Origin of the sequence: Dechloromonas hankyongensis (assembly GCF_022012295.1) — a bacterium.
Lineage (GTDB): Bacteria > Pseudomonadota > Gammaproteobacteria > Burkholderiales > Rhodocyclaceae > Azonexus > Azonexus hankyongensis.
Genome location: NZ_JAKLTN010000001.1, coordinates 1479285 through 1501999, shown reverse-complemented (window position 1 = coordinate 1501999; position 22715 = coordinate 1479285). Strand labels below are relative to the sequence as shown.

22 protein-coding genes are annotated in these 22715 nt (G+C 62.2%); all 22 read right to left on the bottom strand.

Translation table 11 applies throughout. The features are described 5' to 3' along the window. Positions 1-58: 58 nt before the first annotated feature. A complete protein-coding gene (locus LZ012_RS07140) occupies positions 59-4075 on the bottom strand; it encodes a DUF6701 domain-containing protein (protein ID WP_275709038.1) in 4017 nt (1338 codons plus the stop codon). A gap of 10 nt (positions 4076-4085) precedes the next feature. Next, the gene (locus LZ012_RS07135) at positions 4086-4499 is read right to left on the bottom strand and encodes a hypothetical protein (protein WP_275709036.1); all 414 of its coding nucleotides are present in this window, start codon (positions 4497-4499) and stop codon (positions 4086-4088) included. Between the two features lie 47 nt (positions 4500-4546). Then, entirely contained in the window at positions 4547-5389 is an 843-nt protein-coding gene (locus LZ012_RS07130; RefSeq protein WP_275709034.1) for a PulJ/GspJ family protein, read from the bottom strand. Next, complete coding sequence (locus tag LZ012_RS07125; protein ID WP_275709032.1) at positions 5373-5918, bottom strand: type IV pilus modification PilV family protein; 546 nt, start codon at positions 5916-5918, stop codon at positions 5373-5375. The genes LZ012_RS07130 and LZ012_RS07125 overlap by 17 nt, the downstream gene beginning before the upstream one ends. Continuing rightward, positions 5908-6435, bottom strand: coding sequence for a pilus assembly FimT family protein (locus LZ012_RS07120; protein WP_275709030.1), 528 nt, complete (start codon positions 6433-6435; stop codon positions 5908-5910). The genes LZ012_RS07125 and LZ012_RS07120 overlap by 11 nt, the downstream gene beginning before the upstream one ends. A gap of 23 nt (positions 6436-6458) precedes the next feature. Beyond that, a complete protein-coding gene (locus LZ012_RS07115; protein WP_275709029.1) occupies positions 6459-6914 on the bottom strand; it encodes a type II secretion system protein in 456 nt (151 codons plus the stop codon). A gap of 22 nt (positions 6915-6936) precedes the next feature. After that, complete coding sequence (locus tag LZ012_RS07110) at positions 6937-7545, bottom strand: prepilin-type N-terminal cleavage/methylation domain-containing protein (protein WP_275709028.1); 609 nt, start codon at positions 7543-7545, stop codon at positions 6937-6939. A 21-nt stretch (positions 7546-7566) separates the two neighbouring features. Then, on the bottom strand, positions 7567-7995 hold the full coding sequence (locus LZ012_RS07105; protein WP_275709027.1) for a hypothetical protein: 429 nt from the start codon (positions 7993-7995) through the stop codon (positions 7567-7569). Between the two features lie 6 nt (positions 7996-8001). After that, on the bottom strand, positions 8002-9231 hold the full coding sequence (locus tag LZ012_RS07100) for a type II secretion system F family protein (protein ID WP_275709026.1): 1230 nt from the start codon (positions 9229-9231) through the stop codon (positions 8002-8004). A 6-nt stretch (positions 9232-9237) separates the two neighbouring features. Then, positions 9238-10947, bottom strand: a complete 1710-nt coding sequence (locus LZ012_RS07095) for a GspE/PulE family protein (RefSeq protein ID WP_275709025.1) — start codon at positions 10945-10947, stop codon at positions 9238-9240. A 128-nt stretch (positions 10948-11075) separates the two neighbouring features. Continuing rightward, entirely contained in the window at positions 11076-12365 is a 1290-nt protein-coding gene (locus LZ012_RS07090) for a DEAD/DEAH box helicase (protein ID WP_275709024.1), read from the bottom strand. A gap of 50 nt (positions 12366-12415) precedes the next feature. Next, positions 12416-13606, bottom strand: coding sequence for an O-succinylhomoserine sulfhydrylase (locus LZ012_RS07085; protein WP_275709023.1), 1191 nt, complete (start codon positions 13604-13606; stop codon positions 12416-12418). Beyond that, positions 13606-15144, bottom strand: a complete 1539-nt coding sequence (purF, locus tag LZ012_RS07080) for an amidophosphoribosyltransferase (RefSeq protein WP_275709022.1) — start codon at positions 15142-15144, stop codon at positions 13606-13608. Before purF ends, LZ012_RS07085 begins: the two co-directional genes overlap by 1 nt. 12 nt (positions 15145-15156) lie before the next feature. Then, positions 15157-15648 (bottom strand): CvpA family protein, encoded by a 492-nt coding sequence (locus LZ012_RS07075; protein ID WP_275709021.1) that lies wholly within the window; start codon positions 15646-15648, stop codon positions 15157-15159. Continuing rightward, positions 15645-16427: an SPOR domain-containing protein gene (locus tag LZ012_RS07070; protein ID WP_275709020.1), complete on the bottom strand. Its 783-nt coding sequence runs from the start codon at positions 16425-16427 to the stop codon at positions 15645-15647. Before LZ012_RS07070 ends, LZ012_RS07075 begins: the two co-directional genes overlap by 4 nt. 2 nt (positions 16428-16429) lie before the next feature. After that, the gene (gene folC / locus LZ012_RS07065) at positions 16430-17749 is read right to left on the bottom strand and encodes a bifunctional tetrahydrofolate synthase/dihydrofolate synthase (RefSeq protein WP_275709019.1); all 1320 of its coding nucleotides are present in this window, start codon (positions 17747-17749) and stop codon (positions 16430-16432) included. Between the two features lie 94 nt (positions 17750-17843). Next, complete coding sequence (accD, locus tag LZ012_RS07060; RefSeq protein ID WP_275709017.1) at positions 17844-18713, bottom strand: acetyl-CoA carboxylase, carboxyltransferase subunit beta; 870 nt, start codon at positions 18711-18713, stop codon at positions 17844-17846. Continuing rightward, on the bottom strand, positions 18710-19516 hold the full coding sequence (gene trpA, locus LZ012_RS07055) for a tryptophan synthase subunit alpha (RefSeq protein ID WP_275709016.1): 807 nt from the start codon (positions 19514-19516) through the stop codon (positions 18710-18712). The genes accD and trpA overlap by 4 nt, the downstream gene beginning before the upstream one ends. Continuing rightward, positions 19516-20715 (bottom strand): tryptophan synthase subunit beta, encoded by a 1200-nt coding sequence (trpB, locus tag LZ012_RS07050; RefSeq protein ID WP_275709014.1) that lies wholly within the window; start codon positions 20713-20715, stop codon positions 19516-19518. Before trpB ends, trpA begins: the two co-directional genes overlap by 1 nt. Beyond that, positions 20702-21328, bottom strand: coding sequence for a phosphoribosylanthranilate isomerase (locus LZ012_RS07045; protein WP_275709012.1), 627 nt, complete (start codon positions 21326-21328; stop codon positions 20702-20704). Before LZ012_RS07045 ends, trpB begins: the two co-directional genes overlap by 14 nt. Beyond that, positions 21325-22113 carry a tRNA pseudouridine(38-40) synthase TruA gene (gene truA / locus LZ012_RS07040; protein ID WP_275709645.1) on the bottom strand — a complete coding sequence of 263 codons (789 nt, stop codon included), beginning with the start codon at positions 22111-22113 and terminating at the stop codon, positions 21325-21327. Before truA ends, LZ012_RS07045 begins: the two co-directional genes overlap by 4 nt. Continuing rightward, a complete protein-coding gene (locus tag LZ012_RS07035) occupies positions 22110-22703 on the bottom strand; it encodes a hypothetical protein (RefSeq protein WP_275709010.1) in 594 nt (197 codons plus the stop codon). The genes truA and LZ012_RS07035 overlap by 4 nt, the downstream gene beginning before the upstream one ends. Positions 22704-22715: the final 12 nt, after the last annotated feature.

Below are 22715 nucleotides of genomic sequence, written 5' to 3'. Positions count from 1 at the left end.
CAACACCTTAAGTTTTTTCAGAAGGATATCCAGCAACACATTATTTTTCAATGGTTTTTTAGTAACTTTCACGCAAATAAATCACTGGCGAACGCGGGCCACACGACCCAAAACAGGCGCGCGCAGTCGGTACCGGCAAGGCCAGCCAACTATTGCTGCCGCGCAGAATAGCTCCAGAAATATCGACGACCCCGGCATTGCCGGCTCCTGGAGCCGACAATCTGAGCGGCGCAGTGCCACTAGCGGTCGCGGTGACTGTTGCGTTCGTCTTGGTACGCAGTGTATTGGTCAAACCGGCATTGGCATTCGTGGGCACGGTGAGCGCTGTACAACTATCAAGCAAATTGGTTTCCCAGCCTGTCGCTTTCCAGTATTGGAGCCTTACCGGCACGGTGAGGGGGAGCAACTCGGAACCGTAGGCATTACTCAACCACAAACGCCCGGAGCGTACGCCAGCAGGCAAGGCGATCGTCCCATCAGTGCCGGCGACCAATGCTGCCACCGCAACGGTATCGGCATCCTCTGCGTGAACTGCAATCGCCGTCGGGGCGGACGGGAAAGTCGTGAAACCATAGGAAATCAGGGCACTCGTGGCGTTATACCGGACTTCGCCACTACCACCGACAAAACTGGCAGCAGGGATCGCGCCATTACCTCCCGCAGAGGCCCCCACATAAAGCCCCCCCACGCCGCTGCCAGCCGACAAGCTCAGGTTTATCGCGCGGGAAAAATTTTTCTGGGGATCAGCAACACCGACATAGCTGTAGTTGGTGGTAACCGCTACCGGCGAGCGGCCATTCATGGCCACCGTTTTAACCGTAAAGGGCTGGCCGGCGGCAGCATTGCCGCCATAGACGAAACCGCCGCATTGCGGCGTCACGGTGACGTCAAAATGATCCGGATAAAAGCGTCCAACCCGCGCCGAAGTCTGCACACTTTCCGCACCGCTACCGAGATAATCGCCGTCACGGATAGTCGGGGTTAGCGTAATGATGCCCACCTCATCCCAAGCCAAGGTGGTATTGCTGGCCGAGCCTGCGCTGAAGCTGCCAAATGCCGAGGCGTTGCTGATGCTCGGATTGGCCCCCAACCCTAGGCCAGCCACCAAAGCGCTACTGACAGCGACGCCTTCGGCCGTACTTTCCCGCCCATAGTTGGGTGCGATGCACGAGGTAGGTACCGAACTCAACAGCGCGTAGCTGGCAAGATTAGCCGAACAAGTCGAATTGACCGCCGTCACAGTCGCCGAGAAATTTTCCCCGGCCCGCACGAAAGCCCCGCCTGTCGCATCCGACGCCCCCGGATTGACAGTCTGGGGTGCAGCGGTGCGCTTGATATCGGTCAGCAACAGACTGTACGGCTTGACTACAAAATTCGAACCAGTCGCCCCTTTGGATACGCCATTCAGAGTGGTTCCACCTACGGCTGCAGAGGCAGTGATGGAAATCTTGCCGACATCGAGATAGGCTAACGAGCCTAGGCTGGCATTCCCGTTGGCATCAAAGGAAAGATTCACGCTGGTGCCGCCACTCGCCACAGAGTTGCCCCCAACCAAAAGTTTGCTGCCAGCCGAACAGTTCGAGGGATCAAGGCACTGATAACCCAAAGTCACCGCATGCGGGCTGGAAAATGCCGCCTCGCAGGCCTTGGTCGTCGTGTTGCTCTTGATTGCCCGCAGCCAGTAGGGACCAAAAGTATTGCCCGCCACTTGATTCCCGAAAGTTGCCTCGGTGCTATCCACCGCAGCGGAAAAAATGAAACCGGCCGTGCTGAAGGTAGTCGAGCAACTGTTTGCCGCGCTGCAACTGACGCCATCCGGACAACACTTGCGCGGGTTGTTGGCAGCCTGCATTTCACCTGACAAGTTAACTGCAGCCGTCGCACCATTCACTGCGGCAGGATACGTGAGTGATGCATTGGCTATCCCTTGCGAATCGAAGGTGATTGTCGTCGCCGACAGCGTACCGGCACTTGCCCCCAGTGTCGCCGTCTTGCCGGAAACGGCTGCTTGCCGATTGGTACACGGAGAAGTCGCATCGGCACAAGCAACCACTGTCACTGTGGTAGGCAGACAAGCCAGACTGGCTGTCGGCAAAGACATTTCGTAATGGTCCACCGTGGTTGCGCAGGCATGGGTCAGATCGGCCAGCGCCTCAATCTCAAGCGGTGCAAGCGCTCGATTGTAGATACGCACTTCGTCGATATAGCCGTTCGCACCGTTGCTCGTGTAATTGGAGAGGCTGGTTGCCACACCGCCGATTGATTTACCCAGGAACAGATCAGCCAAGGTCCCGAGCGTGGCGGCGACATTGACTGTTGACGATGCCACTGGCGAAGAATCGCCATCCAGATAGACGTATAGGCTGTCTTGCGACATGTCCCAGGTCACCGCGATGTGGTGCCACGAATTTGCCGCAAACGAATAACTCGGCGACAACGCAGTGGAATCGAGATCGCTACTGTCTTCCAAGGAAAACTGCAGTGCACCGGTACCCGTCTTGACCAGGAAAAAGCTTTTGGCCCCTGAATCACTCGACCCCGAGTTGGTTCTGGAGGCATCGAACAGCATGCGGGCCGAACCGTCGTTCCACGCTGCGCTACCGTTGTACCAGAAGGCGATGGTGCCGGCGTTGCCAATATTGTTGAGCGGTATATTCGAATCAACCCCCGCTCCTACAGCTGTGACGCGACCGGCACCGCAAGTACCTGGCGAGCCGGGAATCGCAGCCCCGGGCGGGCTTGCCGGTGGCACTCCGGTGGCGAGCGCACCGCCAACCACCGTTGCGTTGCGCGAGTTGCCACTACTGTCGGGGATCGAACCACCGACGCTCCACACCGCCTCATCCATGGCGTAGTAGGCATAAGGTGATGGCAGGATCACGAAATTATCGACGGCCGTGTTGTTGGCCGGGTTGCCGTCCCCCCCCGTACCGGAAACCGTCGCTGAATTGGTCAGCACCCCCGAAGCGCCGGCACCGACATTGACGTTGATTGTCAGGGTCGGTGCCGAAGCGCCGGCAGCTAATGCGCCTGTACGCGTGCAAGTTACCTGCCCAGCCTGCGGGCTATTGTTGATGCACGACCAGCCAGTGCCCGAAGCCGACGCGAACGTCACGTTGGACGGCAGTATATCGACGATGCTCAGGGGTCCGGGTTCCGATTTGATGCCGAGGTTAGTCACCGTCAGCGTGTAGCTGCCCGTGCCGCCTGCACTGAGCGGGCCGTTGCGCACCATGGCAAGCGACGGGTCGATTTCCGAGGGCTTGAGCGACAGGATGTTGGCGACACCGTTGTCGCTGTCGCTTGCCGCCACCGCCCGCACCGTTCCAGTCCCACCGGCTGTCGGCTGCGGAGCGGTAGACATCTGCAAGGTCGTTCCGACCGCATTGGCCGCCTGCGGCTGGCTCATGTCGAGACGTTCGGTAAAAGTCAGCGGCCCAGTCGTAGTCGGATTAGCAAAATTCGTTGCCGACAGGATGCTGATCGACGAGACAATCATCTGGCCATCGGGTCCGGGCTGGCTGCTGCCGAGGCAAGTCGTGGTCGTGATTCCTGGCGTGGTGTGCGTCACGCTGGCCGCCGTCGCAGTGGCTGCCCACTGACAGATTGGGCTGGCCGAAGTGTCGATACCCGAAAAAGCGAGAATACCGCCCACCGCGCTGCCGCCGTTACTGGGATAGGTGTTGCGGAAGCGCCAGGTATAGCTGGTCGGCTCCGAGGTGCCAACCACCTTGTAGTAGGTCAGCAACGTCATCCCCCCCGGCGAGGTCGAAGTGCCACCACTGGCCTGGTTGGTCGAGGTCATCTGTGTCCAACCGGCTGGGGGCGTCCACACCACACCGCGCGTTACCGTCCCGGAAACCTGCTGCGGCCGTGCCGCGATGGAAGCGATCAAGGCCATACCAGGTGCCACGCCGGCCGGCCGCGTAATAACCAGCGCGCCGTCGGTGCCGTCGGTCGGCAGATCTGCCCGGCCGCCGGCCGAACCGATATAGCTGATGGCAGCCTGCGCCATCCCTGCCAGGAAGAAGGCCGCCAGCAAGACACCAACGCGGGCGAGATTTTGTCGCATCATGTCCTCTTCCTCAACAATCGTAGGGCGCGGCGCTAATCGTCGCGTCCCGGCATTTCTCGACCGTCACCTCGATACGTCGCTCGATCCCCGGCGCCTTGGCACCCGTTGCGACTGCCACGGAGCCGATCCGGTAGATGCGGATCTGCTTCACCCCTTCGGTGGTATCCCAGCTTTGGCAGGTCACCGTTACCGTATGGCCGGGTATCGCTGGGGAACCGCCAACACAGTCGGGCAAGGCCGCAGCATGTGCGTTTGGGTCGAGCTGGTACATGCCCCATTCGACACCAGCCCGCGCAGCCTGATAGGCCCGCGAGCCGCCAATATCCGCCGCGAGATTGACGTGCGAGGTCGAAATGACGCTTACCATCGCTGCCGCCAGAGCAGCCATCAGCACCAACAGAAAAATGCCCGTAATGATCGACACACCCCGTTGATGAGTCCGATTTGGCTGTCGAGATGGATAGCAGCGAATCATGGCGTATTCAGGACATCGATCTGATGCAAAATTTCAACCGACTCGCCATTGCGAGTCAGCGTCAACCGCAGCACGACCAAACCGTTGCGCTGCAGGACAGCTGGCGTATAGGCGAAGGAACAGGCTGCCACATCACCTACCAGAATGGCCGAGGTGCCGCCTTGCGACCAAGGGGCAGTCGCCACCGCAGATTGAAAACCGTAGCCGGTACGGCGTATCACCGTTCCCAACTCCGGCGTTACCGCGTTCGCCGCACACTCATAGGTTACCGGCGCCCCGACGATCTGAAAGCGGTTTTGCGGTGAAGCCAGCGGAAACTGCGTACCGGCTGGCGCAAAGGTCACCGTAGACAGGCCACTGCCTGCCGTGGCCGCCCGCCTGCTGGTTCCCACCACGTACACATCCGAACCCGTTTGCCCCAAATTGAAAATAACGAGTTCATCGCCGACCGAAATGGTCACGGTAGGTCCCAGTACATCGAAACTATTGTCGGTATTGTTGGTGAAATCGAGTGGATTTCCCCCGCCGGTACTGGTGAACTCTGCACGATAGCGTCCACCATCACGAATGGGAACATATTCGAGAAAATTACCGGATTGCCGTACGCTGTTCGGCAAGGCGCCCTGTAGATCGCGGGCAATACGTCGCACCGCAGTATCCGCAGCATCAGCCAGTTCGGCGCGATTGCCGGTATCGATGTAAGCATCGATCTGGCGGCGGCCGAACATGCCAACAATACCCAGCAATATGCCACTGATGACGATGACCACGATCATCTCCAGCAGCGTAAAGCCGCGCTGGGCTTTATCGGATGGAACGTATTCAGTAGCGCGGGGCATAACGGAATCGGTAACCGGTAAGGGAAAAGCTGTCAGCACCGAACGAGACAGTCACCGTCACACTGAGGGCGGCGGTGTTGTCGGCCAAGCCAAGCGCGGTACCGGTCCGCACAATGGCGACCGAGGCCGTATAGCCCGTCATGGCATTGTTACCCGACGCATCGGTCACGTTGGCCATCGTGTAGGCCCCGTAATCATCCACATTATCGAAAGTCCCGGCCAGACGGCTTTCACCGGGCGTAAAGGTGCCTGTATTTTGGGGCAAGGCACACCCGGCATAAGATTGAGCTGTGGAGGCTGCGGGGTCATCTGGGTCGCACCAGGTAAACGGCTGGTGCATGACTTCATTGAGTAGCGCTTCGGCAATGGCCAGCATCTGCTTGGTACGCATCGGGTCGGCGCTAAAACGCACCAAAGTGTTCATTGCCGTTACCAAACCGGCCACCCCGACGCCGATGATCACAATAAATACGAGCACCTCGACCAAGGACACGCCGTGCTGCCTTCTTCGTACCCCGTCAGTGCACATAGCCGGTCTCGCTTTCGACGGTAATCGCCAGCCTAGCCGGCAGCCCGTTCACCACTACGCTGGTGCCAGCTCCGGGCCGGCCTGCGGCATCAAAGATCAACATCGGTTGCGCCGCAGAAAATGACGTCGAGCCGGTTGGTACGACACTCAAGACTGTGCCATCCGGACCGACAAGCGCGGTGCCGGCGGAACAATTCGCTGCGGGATAGGCGGCCGTCGAAATATTGAAATCGATCCTGCCCGGCGAGAAGGTAACGCACACCATCTGCCGCGCGGCGATAGCCGATTTCTGGGCATAGCGCAGGGCTGCGACGATCTGGTCACGAAGCCCACGCTCCTCGAAGCCTGAACGGCTGAGGCGCGGTAACGCAATCGCCGCCACTATGCCGACCATGACAATAACAACCACCAATTCGATCGTGGTAAAGCCGCGACAAGCAGTTCTCGATCGCAACTTGGCGGTTTCGGAAAAGACAAGAGGCCCGGCTGTAACACCAGGCCTCCAGCACACAAACATCGCTCTCAATCGACGAGGCGTTATCAGCAGCCAGTAATGGCAGTCGTATATGTCGGAGCCACACCAACACCAGACGACTGAACATAAGTCACGCTACAGTTCGTGGAGTAACCGGTGTAGTACAAGCCTCCGTTATTCCCGGCCGATGCGGCGGCGGTAGAAATTTTCGACGTATCGAGGTCCATGACCTTCTTTAGTTCGGTCACATCGGTTGCAAAGCCATTGGTAACCCCGACCGTACCGCTAATACCGGTGATAGTCAGAGACGCTGTACCGCTCAACGAACCAGCTGAGGCGGCTTTCGCATAAATCATGCTGTTCGCAGAACGCATGGAGCCTTCGACAGCCTGCACCACTGATTTTCGGGCATCGGAGCCAAGGTCAATAAATTTCGGCAATGCCGTTGCGGACAGGATGCCGAGAATGACGATCACAACGATCAGTTCGATCAGCGTAAAACCCTTTTGTACATTTTTCACTTTTGACTCCTCAAATTAAAAATCAGCATCCGGTGGTGGTCACGGCATTGACCGTTGCCGCCGTGTTGGCCGCAGTGGATTGGGTATAGGTGAAGTTGCAGGTCACCGGGGTTGTGGCCCCGACAATCCCGAACGTAGCAACACCACCGGCTACAGAATAGGTGTAGCCCTCGTCCTGCAAGTTGGCTGCCGTCGGGTTGAAAACACCGGTCAGGCCAGCCATGGACAGTATCCCGGGCGTACCGATGGCCGTTGCTTCCGGATAGCCAAAAGCCAGATTCACGAGGCCATTTTCGGTACACAGCGTACCGGTCGCTCCGGTAGCGTTCGAGGCAGTACCACCACCGGCACACGACCCGGCCACATCCGCCACGCCGTTACGCGCCAGAACCGTGGCATGAGCCAGCGCCGCAGCTGCGCCAACACTGCCTCGCGCTGCCTGCAGTTTGGCGATGCGCGCATCGCGCTGCAGATTGACGAAGCGCGGCAGGGCAATCGAAGCGAGCAGGCCGAGAATGATGATGACCACGATCAGTTCGATCAAGGTAAAACCACGCTGCGAAACCGGCCGAAGGTTCAATTTCATATCCATGCATTCATTAACGACTGTGAATTTTAGTACTTTAGACATATACGGCCCCCATCTCAAGATTTATTCATGCCGCTTATCCAGACGCTGCAAGGAAATACCAGAAATAACAATCCTTCCGTCAACATCCTTCCCTCCACGGCCCAGGCGAAACCGGGCGCGATTGCCACTGTGAAAGCAGTACACCAATTCGCCGGTCTGCCGGTCGAAATACCAGGCCGACCGGGCGTCCGGTACGGTATCGAATTCGCCCAGATAATTGGTCGGCTTGCTGGCCACCCAATCCACCGGGTTGTTGCTTTGCGGCAAATTGCCGCCAAACGCCGCACGATGCGTCAGCACCTCGACCAGACCAAGCCTCAGGTTGGCCGCTTCGGATTGCACAATGGCTTCTTCCATGTCGTCGCGAACCGAATCCAGCGCACCCAATAACAGGAGTGCCAGGGCGCCGATCAGGGTGACGACGATGGCGAATTCGTAATAGCGCCGCATCGTCGCTCATCGCTTGATCGCGACCTTGCCGAGATCCCACATCGGCAGGAAGATGCCCAACGCCAGAACCAGCACCAAAGCCCCCAGACAGACGATCAGGATGGGCTCGATCTGCTGGCCTAGCGTCTTCAGTTCGTATTCGACCTCGCGCTGGTACATCTGGCCGACCTCTTCCAGCATGTCGTCGAGCGCGCCTGACTCTTCGCCGACGGCGATCATCTGCAACACGACAGGAGAGAAGAAACCGGAGGCGATGGCCGCCCGAACCACGCTCTCACCGCGTTCCACCGTGTCGCGCATTCCCTCGATCTTGGCAGCGATGTAGCTGTTGTCCACCGTCTGCGACGAGTTGGTCAGCGCCTGCATGACCGGCACGCCGCTACGCATGCCGAGAGCAAAACTGCGCGCGAAGCGGGCCATGGCCGCCTTGCGCACGATCTTGCCGGCAATCGGAAAACGCAGGGCGATCGCTTCCCATTGCATGCGCCCGCCCGGCGTGCCGACCCAGGCGCGGAAGCCGACAATGGCGGTGATCAAACCCACCAACATGATCGGCCACCAGTTCACCATGAAATTGGAAAAGCCGAGCAGCACGCGAGTCATCAGCGGCAACTCGGCGCCGAACCCTTGGAACACCTTGGCGAAAGCTGGGATGACGAAAATATTGACGACCACGATGGCGACCGCCATGGCCAACACGACGAACATCGGATAACGCAGGGCCGATTTGACCTGTTCGCGCATGAAGCGCTCGAACTCCATGTGGTCGAACAGGCGCAGGAAGATTTCGTCGAGCAGGCCGGTTGCCTCGCCGACCCGTACCATCGAGATGTAGAAGGGGTTGAACACCTTGGGATGGCGGGCCAGCGACACCGACAGTTCGCGGCCGGCCTCCAGGCTCTCGCGCACGTCGCGGATGACTTCCTTCATCGACGGATTGGTTGCCGATTCCTGCAAGCCGGCCAAGGCGCGCATGATCGGCACGCCGGACTTGAGCAAGGTGTGAATCTGCCGCGAGAAGAGCAGGATGTCGACATGCTGGACCTTGGGCTTGAACAGGTTCAGCCCTCCCCCATCGCCCCCCGTCGCCGCCTTGGCGGAAGTCTCCTGAATGGAAACCGGCGTCACCCCCCGGCCGAGCAGCAGATCGGCGACATTGCCCGACGACGCGCCTTCCAGCACGCCTTCGACCAGCTTGCCGCCGGCATCCCGTCCCTTGTAGGCGAAATTGGCCACGCCGCCTTATTCCTCGAACTGGTTGCTGATGCGCATCGCTTCGGCCACCGACGTCCGCCCTTCCAGCACCAGGCGAACCGCGTCGCGGCGCAGCGTTTCGCCGGCCATCTGCTGGCGGGCAGCGCGCATGAACTCACCCGGATCGTCATGGTTGAGCGCTTCGACCACCTTGTCGCTCATGTCGAGAAACTCGTAGACCCCGGTCCGCCCCTGGTAGCCGGTATTGGCGCAATGCGCACAGCCACGGCCATGATGGAAGCTGTGGCTATCGACCTGGTCGGCCAGCTCGTAGCGCAGCCACTCATGTTCGTTCGGCGTCGGCGTGTAGGACTCGCGACAGTTGCTGCAAATGACGCGGACCAGGCGCTGGGCGATGACCATATGCACCGACAGCGCGACCATGTAGCGCGGCACGCCCATATCGAGCAGGCGGATCGGCGTCGACACGGCATCGTTGGTGTGCAGAGTGGACAGTACGAGGTGGCCGGTCATGGCGGCGCGCATGCCGATTTCGGCGGTTTCCTGATCGCGCATTTCGCCGATCAGCACGATATCCGGATCCTGGCGCAGCACGGTGCGCAGCACGCGCGAGAACGACAGGTCGATTTTTTCGTGCACCTGTACCTGGTTGAGGCCGCCGAGCCGGTATTCGACCGGATCCTCGACGGTGATGACCTTCTTTTCTGGGCTGTTCAGTTCGTTCAGCGCGGCGTAAAGCGTGGTCGTCTTGCCGGAGCCGGTCGGGCCGGTGACTAGGACCATGCCGCTCGGCCGTTTCAGCGCATGGCGCAGGCGGCCGAGCACGCGTTCCGGCATGCCGATTTTCTCGAGTTCGAGCAGGCCGGTGTTCTGGGCGAGCAGCCGCATCACCACCGATTCGCCGTACTGCGTCGGCAGGGTCGAGATACGCACATCGACCGGATTGGCCCGCACCTTGATGTGGAAACGGCCGTCCTGGGGCAGGCGCTTTTCGGAAATATCGAGGCCGGACATCAGTTTCAGGCGCAGCGCGACGGCCGATGACACCTTGGCGTCGGCTTCGGTCTGGATGTGCAGCACGCCGTCGATCCGGAAACGGATGCGCAGCGATTTTTCCTGCGGCTCGAAGTGGATGTCGGAGGCGCGCAGGCGCATCGCTTCCTCGAACACCGTCTGCAGCAGCTTGACGACCGGCGCGTCCTCAGCGCCCGGGTTGAGGCCAAGCAGGTCGCCGAATTCGATCGGCACGTCGCCCAGTTCGGCAGTCAGTTCCTTGGCCAGGCCGGTGATCTGCTCGCCGCGATGGTAGACGCGGTCGACCATGGCCAGCAATTCGCTCTCGGTGACCACAGCGAGGTCGATCTCGCGGCGGACCAGGCGGGTAATCTCGTCGTAGGCCTGGAGATCGGTCGGATCGGACATCCCGATCTGCAGCCGACCATCCGGCAGTTGTGCGAGAACCAGGGCGCGAAAACGGCGGGCCGGCGCCTCGGGCAGCAGCTTGATCAGCTCCGGCTTGGGCGTGAAGCTCTTGAGGTCGATGAAGGGAATCTGTAACTGCCGGGCCAGCGCCTGCGAGATGCCGGCCTCGGTGACGTAGCCGCTTTCGACAAAGACGCGCCCCAGCTTGCGCCCGGTACGCTTTTGCTCGTCGAGCGCGATTTTCAGTTGTTCATCAGTCAGCAGACCTTGCTGGATCAGCAGGTCGCCAAGCCGGATTTTTTGCGGGGGGGGCATCCCGACCTCCAAAACGCCTTAAGAATGTTCACTAACGATATGAAGTTAATGAAATACTTTCCACAGTAGACGTTTTTGGAGGTGGCGACAAGCCCGCCGCTCAAAGCGCCAGCGTAAACAACTGCAAATCAGCGGTGGCGGTTGCCGTTGTGATGCTGCGCCGGCCGGCCGGAACCCTTGCCGGCTTTCTGGGCCTGGGTTTTCGGCTGTGCCGTCCCGTGCTGCGGCTTGCGCTGACCGCGTGGCGGCTGCGGCGGGCGCGGCGTAGCGACGGCCGACTGCTCGAAGCCTTCGATTGCCACGCGCTCCAGGCTGCGCTTAATCAGCTTCTCGATATCCTTCAGCTGTGCCCGCTCATCGTGACAGACCAGCGAAATCGCCTCGCCTTCCATGCCGGCACGCCCGGTGCGGCCGATACGGTGCACGTAGTCTTCCGGCACGTTGGGCAGTTCGTAGTTGATGACATAGGGCAGCGCGTCGATGTCGATGCCGCGCGCCGCGATGTCGGTGGCGACCAGGGCCACCAGCTTGCCGTCCTTGAATTCGCTCAGGGCGCGGGTGCGGGCGCCCTGTGACTTGTCACCATGGATCGCCGCCGACTTGATGCCGGATTTTTCCAGCGTCCGGGCCAACGCGTCGGCACCGTGCTTGGTACGGGCGAAGACCAGCACCTGGTGCCAGCCACGCGTGGCAAACAGGTGGCAGAGCAGTTCCTTCTTCTTTTCGCGATCGGTTTCGATGACCTTCTGCGTCACCGTCTCTGCCGCCGTGTTGCGCGGCGCGACGTCGACCGACACCGGGTTGTGCAGCAGGCCGGCGGCCAGCTCGCGGATTTCCGGCGAGAAGGTGGCCGAGAACATCAGGTTCTGGCGTTCCTTGGGCAGCAGCGCGATGACCTTGCGGATATCGCGGATGAAGCCCATGTCGAGCATGCGGTCGGCTTCGTCGAGAACGAAAATCTCGATGCTGCCGAGATCGACGGTGCGCTGCTGGACGTGATCGAGCAGGCGGCCCGGCGTGGCGACCAGGATATCGACGCCGCGGCGCAGGTTAGCGATCTGCGGATTGATGCCGACGCCGCCGAAAACGGCCAGCGAGTTGATCGGCAGGTGCTTGCCATAGGTGCGCACGCTTTCCTCGACCTGGATGGCCAGCTCGCGCGTCGGCGTCAGGACCAATACGCGCGGCGTGCGGGCGACGCGGGTCAGGCGGTCGCTCGACCCGGAAGCCAGGCGGTGCAGGATAGGCAGCGTGAAGCCGGCCGTCTTGCCGGTGCCGGTCTGCGCCGTGGCCATCAGGTCGTGGCCGGCCAGCACGGCCGGTATCGCCTGTTGCTGGATGGGCGTCGGCGTGTCGTAGCCTTGTTCGGCGACGGCGCGCTGGATTTCGGCCTTCAGGCCGAGGTCGGAAAAATGCATGGGGAACTCCAAAGCGAAGCGCCCGGCCGGAGCCGGGCGCCGCGCATGAATCAGATCAGAGAGAAGCCGCGCTCGAGGTCGGCCTGCAGGTCTTCCACCGCTTCGAGGCCGACTGCGATGCGCAGCAGGCCTTCGTTGATGCCGGCAGCCGCCCGGGCTTCCGGGCTGATACGGCCATGCGTGGTGGAGGCGGGATGGGTGATGGTGGTCTTGGTATCGCCGAGGTTGGCGGTGATGGACAGCAGCTGGCAATGATCGACGACGGTCCACGCCTGGTCGCGCCCGCCCTTGACCTCGAAGGAGACGATGCCGCCTCCGTTCTTTTGCTGCGCCTTGGCCAGTTCGTGCTGCGGATGCGACGGCAGGCCGGGGTAGAAAACACGCGCCACTTTCGGATGCGCCTCCAGCCAGGCGGCCAGCTGCGCGGCGTTGGCAGCTTGCGCCTCGACGCGCAGCTTGAGGGTTTCCAGCCCCTTGAGCAGCACCCAGGCATTGAAGGCCGACAGGGTCGGACCAGCCGTACGCAGGTATTTGAAGACTTCCTCGGTCAGCTTCTTCGGACCGCACACGGCACCGCCGAGGACGCGACCCTGGCCGTCGATGTACTTGGTCGCCGAATGGATGACCAAGTCGGCACCCATTTCCAGCGGCTTTTGCAGGATGGGCGTGCAGAAGCAGTTATCCACCGCGACCAGGATGCCCTTGGCGTGCGCGATGGCGGCCAGGGTGCGGATGTCGGCGATTTCGGTCAGCGGGTTGGACGGCGTTTCCAGGAAGAACAGCTTTGTTTCCGGACGAATCGCCGCTTCCCAGGCGGCCGAATCGGTGTGCGACACGAAGGTCGTCGTGATGCCGGTGCGCGACAGGATGTTGTTGAACAACTGCACCGTGGCGCCGAACAGGCTGTTCGAGGCGACGATGTGATCGCCCTGCTTGAGGTGCGCCAGCACCGCCGCCATGATGGCGGCCATGCCGCTGGCCGTCGCCACGCAGTCTTCGGCACCTTCGAGGGCGGCCAGGCGCTCCTCGAACATGGTGACAGTCGGGTTGGAGAAGCGAGCGTAGACATTGCCCTCCTCCTCGCCGGAGAAGCGCTTGGCGGCCTGCGCGGCGCTCTGGAAGACGAAGCTGGAGGTCAGGTACAGCGCCTCGGCGTGCTCGCCGAACTGGCTACGCTCCTGGCCGGCCCGCACGGACAGCGTTTCCGGGCGATACCCCGAGGCAGCGTCAAACTTGGCCATTATTCCTGCCCGCCATTCGCCAGGCCGAGCACCATCTGCTCGGAAGAACGGCTGTCGCCGTCGTCGTCGCTCTTGGCCGGCTTGCCGCCGCGCTTGCCTTCGACGGCATCGAGGTAGTAGCTGTCGATGTCACCGGTGATGTAGCAGCCGTCGAAGCAGGAGGCGTCGAACACCGTCAGGTCGGAACGCAGGTTGGTGATCGACTGCTTCAGCGCCTCGATATCTTGATAGACCAGCGCGTCGGCGCCGATCTCGGCGGCGATCTGGGCATCGGTACGGCCGGTGGCGATCAGTTCGGAACGGGTCGGCATGTCGATGCCGTACACGTTCGGGAAACGCACCGGGGGAGCGGCCGAGGCGAAATAGACCTTGACCGCGCCGGCGGCCCGCGCCATCTCGACGATTTCGTGGCTGGTCGTGCCGCGCACGATGGAGTCATCGACCAGAAGCACGCGCTTGCCCTTGAACTCCTGGCCGACGGTGTTCAGCTTCTGGCGCACCGACTTCTTGCGCATGGCCTGGCCGGGCATGATGAAGGTACGGCCGACGTAGCGGTTCTTGACGAAGCCTTCGCGGAACGGGATACCAAGCGCCTGCGCTAGTTGCATGGCGGAGGGGCGGCTGGAGTCCGGAATCGGGATGACGACGTCGATTTCCTCGACCGGGATGTGCTTCTTGACCTTCTCGGCCAGCAGTTCGCCCATGGCCAGACGGGCTTCGTAAACGGACACGCCGTCGATCACGGTGTCCGGGCGGGCCAGATACACATATTCGAAGATGCACGGGGCGTACATCGGCTGCTGCGCGCACTGGCGGGCATGCAACTGGTGATTGAGATCGACGAAGATCGCTTCGCCCGGCTCGATGTCGCGCACCACCTGGAAGCCCAGGGTGTCGAGGGCGACCGATTCGGAGGACACCAGGTATTCCATGCCTTCCGGCGTTTCGTTCTGGCCATAGACCAGCGGGCGGATGCCATGCGGATCGCGGAAGGCGAGCAGGCCATAGCCGGCGATTAGCACGACCACGGCGTAGGCGCCGCGGCAGCGACGATGCACGCCGGCTACGGCCTGGAAGATACTGTCTACGTCGAGTTCATAGCCGTGCGCCGCCGACTGCAGCTCGTGCGCCAGCACGTTGAGCAGGACTTCCGAGTCGGAATTGGTATTGATGTGCCGGCGATCCATCCGGAACATCTCTTCCTTCAGCTGTTCGGCATTGGTCAGGTTGCCGTTGTGGCCGAGCACGATGCCGAACGGCGAATTGACGTAGAAGGGCTGCGCCTCGGCAAAGTTGTAGGCCGAACCGGCAGTCGGGTAGCGGACGTGGCCGATGCCCCAGTTACCCGGCAGGGCGCGCATGTTGCGGGTGCGGAAAACGTCGCGCACCAGGCCCGGCCCCTTGTGCAAGTGGAAGGTGTTCCCTTCCGCCGTTGCAATACCCGCCGCATCCTGGCCGCGGTGCTGGAGCACCATCAGACCATCGTAAAGCAGCTGGTTGACCGGCGTTGTCGCCATTACACCGAGAATCCCGCACATATTTTTTCCTGCCTAGGTAAATCGAATTCGTTTTGCCAAATCGTCCGGCAACCAGGACCTGGTCGCCAGTACGGCTGTTTCCAGAGGTGCCGACAGCGTTGCCTGCCGCCACCAGGGTTGAGTCGGCGCCGATGTCATGCCGCCGAGACCGACCAGCACCATGCACACCAGCACGCCACGCACCAGACCGAAGAGCATGCCGAGAATGCGATCGGAGATGGACAGCCCCAGGGCCTTGACCATGCTCCTGACCAGCATCCTGAACAGCGCCATCACGACCAGCACTCCCACAAAAATCGCCACACACCCCGCCACCGTCCGTAGCGCCGGATCAGACAAGCCGGCGAACACGGAGGTTCCAATCCGCGAACCGAACTCGACCGCTGCGAAGATGGCCAGAATCCAGGCCACTAGCGCGATGATCTCGCCAACCACGCCCCGCCACAAACCAAAGACCAAGGAGACGCCGACGATGCCGAGGGCAGCGTAGTCGAATCCGGTCATGACTTGGCCGCGACGACTCCGGAAACGCCGATGCGCTGCATCTTTTCCAGCGCCTTCTCGGCCGCTTCGCGATTCGGGAATGGACCGGCCCGCACCCGGGTCTTTTTGCCCTGCGGTGTATCCAGCGGCTCGCTGAAAGTCTTGATGCCCTGCTCGGACAGCTTGGCCTTCAGGGTTTTGACATTGGCTTCGTTGGAGAATGCACCGATCAGCACCAGGTATTCGCCCGCCTTGGCGGCCGGCTTGCTGTCGGTACTCTTGGCGTCGGCCGCCTGGCCGGCCAGGATGGCGGCGGCGCGCTTGGCATCGTCCTTGGGCTTGTCAGCCGGCTTTTCCGGCGCCTTGGCGGCCGGCTTCTCAGTTGTCTTTTCTGGCGCTTTTTCCGGTTTCGGGGCCGGTTTTTCGCTCGGCTTGTCGGCCGGTTTGTCTGCCGGTTTGTCTGCCGGCTTGCTGTCCTTCACCACCTCCAGCACGCGTGCGGTCGGCTTGGCTTCAGGCGCGGGGGTTGCGGCGGGCAACGGCTTGTCCGAAGGGACAGCGACCGGTTTCTCAATCGCCTTTTCGGGCGCCTTGTCGACCGGCGCAGCGGCGAACTTGGGCGCGAAGGGTTTCTCGTCCTGCCCGGGAATGCGAATCTCGACGTCCTGAACGGCCTGGCGCGGCTCGTGATCCATCACCATCGGCAAGACCACGGCGACCACCGAGACGAAGAAAATCGCCCCGACCAGACGGCGGCGGGCGCGTTTCTTGAGGGGCAACTGAGCGTCGTTGTCGTCCATGATCAGGCTTTTTTGCCGAGCGCCTCGAGTGCACCGGCTACCGTGTAGAAAGAACCAAAGGCCAAGATTCTATCACTTTCAGAGGCTTGCCCCTTGGCCGCCTGCATCGCCTCGCAGGGTGACGGGTGGCACACCACCTCGCCGCCCAGACCGGCCGCGGCGATGATCCCGGCCAGGGTTTCGGCCGGCGTACCGCGCATTCCGCCCAGCGTGGCGACATGCCAGACGTCGACCTTGCCCTTCAGCGGCGCCAGCGCCCCAGCGATATCCTTGTCGCTCAACATGCCGACCACGGCCAGCGTGCGGTCGAAGAAACCCATGCTCGACAGGTTGTCGGCCAGCACCTTGACCGCCTGCGGATTGTGTCCGACGTCCAGCACGATGGCCGGTTTGCCCGGAACGACCTGGAAGCGCCCCGCCAGTTCGGTTTCAATGAGGCCGGGACGGATGGCCTGCATGGTCACCGGCAGTTTGTCGGAAATGGCCTCCAGGGCGGCCAGCACGACTGCGGCGTTGAACAGCTGGGTGGGGCCGCGCAAGCCGGGATAAGCCAGTGCTCGTTTGATTAGTTGCTCGCCGGAACGACACCACCAGCGCCATTGCAACCGGTTCTCGTTACTATCCGCTGCCGGGCGCTCGAAGCCGAAGTCGCGTCCGATCAGGCGCAGGTCGGCGCCGATGGCCGCCGCATGATCGAGCAGGCGTTGCGGCGGATTGGGGTCGGCACAAAAAGCCGGTTTGCCGGCGCGATAAATGCCGGCCTTTTCGAAGCCGATCGACTCGCGGTCCGGACCCAGCCAGTCGGTGTGGTCGAGCGCCACCGTGGTGACGATGGAAACGTCCGGCTCGTAGGCATTCACCGCATCCAGGCGACCGCCCAGGCCGACCTCGAGAATCGCCGCTTCCACCTCGGCTTCTGCAAAGATTTCCCAGGCGGCCAGCGTGCCGAATTCGAAATAGGTCAGCGCGACCGCTTCGCCGTTGGCGCCGGCCGTCTGCCGCGCCGCCTCGACCCGGGCAAAGGCCGCACACAGGGCGTCGTCGCTCACCGGCCGGCCATTCAGACGCACCCGCTCGTTGTAGTCCAGCAGGTGCGGCGAGGTGTAGCAGCCCACCTTGTAGCCGGCCCGGTCGATGATGTTTTCCAGATAGGCGCAGGTCGAGCCCTTGCCGTTGGTGCCGCCGACGATGATCACCGGGCAGTGCTGCGTCTGCCCGAGGGCATTCTTGACGCGACGGATACGGTCCAAGCCCAGCTCGATGCCGGCCTGCCCCTTGGGGTGCAGGCTTTCGAGGTGGTGCAGCCAGTCGTTTTTAGTCATTAGTTGCCTAGTTGCCTAGGATCGAGCAAAACCGATCGCGTATCCGCCCAAGGCGGCCCACTCGATCCTCGGCAACTCGATCCTAACGGCTAGCTCAAGCTGCTGCCGGCAGTTTTTGCAGCAGGGCCAGGACGCGAGCCACCTGTTCGCGCATGTCGCGGCGGTCGACGATCATGTCGATGGCGCCCTTTTCGAGGATGAACTCGGAACGCTGGAAGCCTTCCGGCAGCTTCTCGCGCACCGTCTGCTCGATCACGCGCGGGCCGGCAAAGCCGATCAGGGCCTTGGGTTCGGCAATCACCACGTCGCCGACGAAGGCGAAGGAAGCCGAAACGCCGCCCATGGTCGGGTCGGTCAGGATGGAGATGAAGGGCAGACCGGCTTCCGACAGTTTGGTCAGAGCGGCCGTCGTCTTGGCCATCTGCATCAGGGAGAACAGGCCTTCCTGCATGCGGGCGCCGCCGGAAGCGGTGATGCAGATGAAGGGCATCTTCTGCTCGACGGCGTTCTGCACGCCACGCACGAAACGCTCACCGAGCACGGAGCCCATCGAACCGCCCATGAAATCGAACTCGAAGGCGGCGGCAACGACCGGGATGGTCTTGATGGCGCCCTGCAGGACGACCAGCGAATCGCTTTCGCCGGTCGCCACGTTGGCTTCCATCAGGCGATCCGGATATTTCTTGGAATCCTTGAATTTCAGGCTGTCCACCGGCACCACTTCGGCGCCGATTTCGAAACGGCCTTCCGTATCGAGCAGCATGTCGAGGCGCTGGCGGGAATTCAGGCGGTTGTGGTGGCCGCACTTGGGGCAGACCTGCATGTTGTTCTCGAGGTCGGTCGCATAGAGCACCGCCTCGCAGGACGGACACTTGCTCCACAGGCCTTCCGGCAGATTGCCGCGGCGCTGCGGGCCTTGCTCGCGCTTGATCTTCGGGGGCAGCAGTTTGGTCAGCCAGCTCATTTTTTCACCTCATCCACACCGCGACGGATATCCGCGACCAACGCCTTGACGTTGGCACAAGCCGTTTCTGCGGTCGATTTTTCAATTTCTTCGATAATCCGGCTGCCGACAACGACAGCATCGGCAAAGGCGGCGATCCGCGACGCCGTCGCGGCATCGCGAATGCCGAAACCGACGCCGACCGGCAAGCCGGTTTTCTCGCGAATGGCCGGCAATTTCTCGGCCACCGCATCGACGTTCAGGGCGCCGGAACCGGTCACCCCGGCCAGCGAGACGTAATAGACATAGCCGCTGGCGATCGTCGCCACGTGGGCAATGCGCTCCGGGCTGGAGGTTGGCGCGATCAGGAAGATCGGATCCAGGCCATGCGCCTTCATTGCAGCGCCAAAATTTTCGGCCTCTTCCGGCGGGTAGTCGACGACCAGCACGCCATCGACACCTGACTGGGCGGCCTTTTCAGCAAAACGTTCCAAGCCCATGGCCTCGATCGGGTTGGCGTAACCCATCAGCACCACCGGAGTCTTGTCGTCGACGGTGCGGAAGGTGGTGACCAGCTGCAGCACCTTCCGCAGCGTCATGCCACGGGCCAAAGCCCGCTCGGAAGCGCGCTGGATGGTCGGGCCGTCGGCCATCGGATCGGAGAACGGGACGCCCAACTCGATCACGTCGGCACCGGCTTCGACCAGGGCGTGCATCAGCGGCACGGTCAGGTCGGCATTGGGATCGCCGGCAGTGATGAAGGGAATCAGCGCCTTGCGGCCCTCGCCATTCAGGCGTTCGAAAGCTTTTTGAATGCGCGACATCAGAAGACGATCCCGGATTTCTCGGCCACGGTATGCATGTCCTTGTCACCCCGACCGGAGAGGTTGACCAGCAGAATCTTGTCCTTGCCCAGCGTCGGTGCCAGCTTGGCGGCATAGGCCAGGGCGTGGCTCGATTCGAGTGCCGGAATGATGCCTTCCAGGCGGCACAGGTTGTGGAAGGCAGCGAGCGCTTCGGCGTCGGTGATCGGCTGGTACTCGGCGCGGCCCATGTCCTTCAGCCAGGCGTGTTCCGGGCCGACGCCCGGGTAGTCGAGGCCGGCGGATACCGAATGCGTCTCGATGATCTGGCCGTCTTCGTCCTGCAACAGATAGGTCCGGTTGCCGTGCAGCACGCCCGGCACGCCGGCGGTCAGCGAAGCGGCGTGCAGACCGGTCTCGATACCGGAACCGGCGGCCTCGACGCCGATCAGGCGGACGCCCTCGACGTCGATGTAGGGGTAGAAGATGCCCATCGCGTTGGACCCGCCACCGACCGCGGCAATCACCGCATCCGGCTGGCGACCGGCCATTTCCGGCATCTGCTCGAGGCATTCCTCGCCGATGATTTTCTGGAAATCGCGCACCAGCATCGGATACGGGTGAGGACCGGCGACAGTACCGATGATGTAGAAGGTGTTGTGGATGTTGGTGACCCAGTCGCGCATCGCTTCGTTCAGCGCGTCCTTCAGCGTCTTCGAGCCGGACTCGACGGGTACGACGGTAGCGCCAAGCAGCTTCATGCGATAGACGTTGGCGGCCTGGCGCTTGACGTCCTCGCTGCCCATGTACACCACGCATTCCATGCCGTAGCGGGCGGCGACCGTGGCGGTGGCGACGCCGTGCTGGCCGGCGCCGGTTTCGGCGATGACGCGCGGCTTGCCCATGCGCTTGGCGAGCATGGCCTGGCCGATGCAGTTGTTCACCTTGTGGGCGCCGGTGTGGTTCAGGTCTTCCCGCTTCAGGTAGATCTGCGCGCCGCCGAGCAGGTCGGACCAGCGCTTGGCGTGATAGATCGGCGACGGACGGCCGACGAAATGCTTCAACTCGTATTCGTATTCGGCGCGGAAGGCCGGATCGGCCTGGGCGGCGACATAGGCGGCCTTCAGTTCATCGAGCGCGCCAAACAGCGTCTCGGCGACGAACACACCGCCATAGGGACCAAAATGGCCCTTGGCGTCGGGGAAGTTATATTGACTCATCGGCTTTCCGTACAGCCGCCACGAAGGCAGCGATTTTTGCGTGATCCTTGATGCCCTTGCCCATTTCCACCCCCGACGACACATCGACTGCCACCGGCCGCACGCGCCGGATGGCGTCGCCGACGTTGTCAGCGTTCAAGCCACCGGAGAGCACCAGATAACCGGGCAATCCAGACGGAATCAGCGTCCAGTCGAAGACGTGTCCGCCGCCGCCATAGCCTTCGACAAAGGCATCGAGCAGCAGACCCCGGGCATCGGGAAACGAGCGGGCGAATTCTACCAGATGGAGGCCCGGCCTCACCCGTGCTGCCCGCAGATAAGGCCTTGAAAAGCCGCGGCAATAAGCGGCATCCTCGTCACCGTGGAACTGCAGGAGGTTGATCGGCAGGGCCTCGCAGGCCGCCTGCACCACCGCCGGCGCCTCGTTGACAAAGAGGCCGATGACATCGACGAAGGGCGGAATCCGCCTGGCCAACTCGGCTGCCCGTTGCGGCGTCACATAGCGCGGACTGGGCGGATAGAGCACGAAGCCGATGGCATCGGCGCCCACCGCCACCGCCGCGTCGACATCCGCTTCGCGGGTCAGGCCGCAAATCTTGATACGGGTTCTCATGTCAGTATCCCATCGAGAAAATCGTCGGCCGGGTCCGGCAAGCCCCACTGCGGCTCATAGACCGGCCCCCGGAAATACAGCCCGTCGGGTGAAAAAGTCGGGGCCGCGAGTTTGCGGTCCTTCATGCCGAGCAATGCGTCGACCCAGCCGACGGGCTGGGCGCCTTTGCCGATATAGACCAGGGTGCCGACCAAGTTGCGCACCATGTGATGCAGGAAGGCGCTGGACTCGAAATCGAAAACCACCATGTTGCCATAGGCACGGACCGCCGCCTGCGTCATCAGCTTGACCGGCGACTTGGCTTGGCACTCGGCCGCCCGGAAAGCCGAAAAATCGTGCTCGCCGAGCAGACGGGCGGCTGCCTGCTGCATGGCGGCAACATCGAGCGGCAGATGGAACCAGCCTACCCGCCCCTGCCACAGGCCCGGCCGCTGTGTGCGATTGAGCAACAGATAGCGGTAACGCCGGCCGCGGGCACTGAACCGGGCATGGAATTCATCGCTCACCGGCATTGCCCAGCGCACGGCCACGCCGTCCGGCAAATGGGAATTGACGCCGCGCACCCAGGCAGAGAGGGGACGCTCGACATCGGTATCGAAATGAACGACCTGCTGCGTGGCGTGCACCCCAGAATCAGTACGCCCGGCGCAGAGCACCCCGACCGGCACGCCGGCAATCCGCCGCAGGGCGGACTCCAGCGCATCCTGCACCGTTCCGCCGCCAGCCTGGCTCTGCCAACCGCGAAAATCGGTGCCGTAGTATTCAACCCCCAAAGCCACTCTCACAGCACCCACACCCCCACTAATCCGACAATACAACCCAACGCCACCAAGCTGTCCCGAGGTGTCCACCGGACGACCAGCAAACTGAGGTTGGCCGGCCCCTCGGCGAAGTGCGCATGGGCCAGCAGCATATGGCGCCAGGCACCTTTTTCCTGCGGCATTTGCAAATTATCCAGCAGCAGCGACAGGCGAACGACCAGGCGATCGGCCTGGAGCCCGAAGAATCGACACGGGCGAAGCAGCCCCCACAAGCCGCTGACCAAGCCGTCCCGCCCCTGACCGGCGAACAGCCAGGCCAGCCAGAGCAGCATGACCAGCAGGCGGACCGCCTGCAAGCTGGCTTCGGCCATACCTTCGTAGGTCGGCGCCCAGGTGCTGTCCAGCCATGCTTCGCCAGGCGCGTTGTAGGCCAGGATCAGCCACAGGGTCAGCAACAGCCAACGCGCCCGGCGGACATAGCCCAGCCAGCGATGGACGCTGCGCGGCGCGAGCATCAGCGCTGCCCCTGCCAGCAGGGCCAGCCCGGCATAGCCGACAAACTGGGCACCGACGACGGCGGCCAGCCAGACGATCAAGGCGCAGGATGGATGCAAATTCTGGCTCCC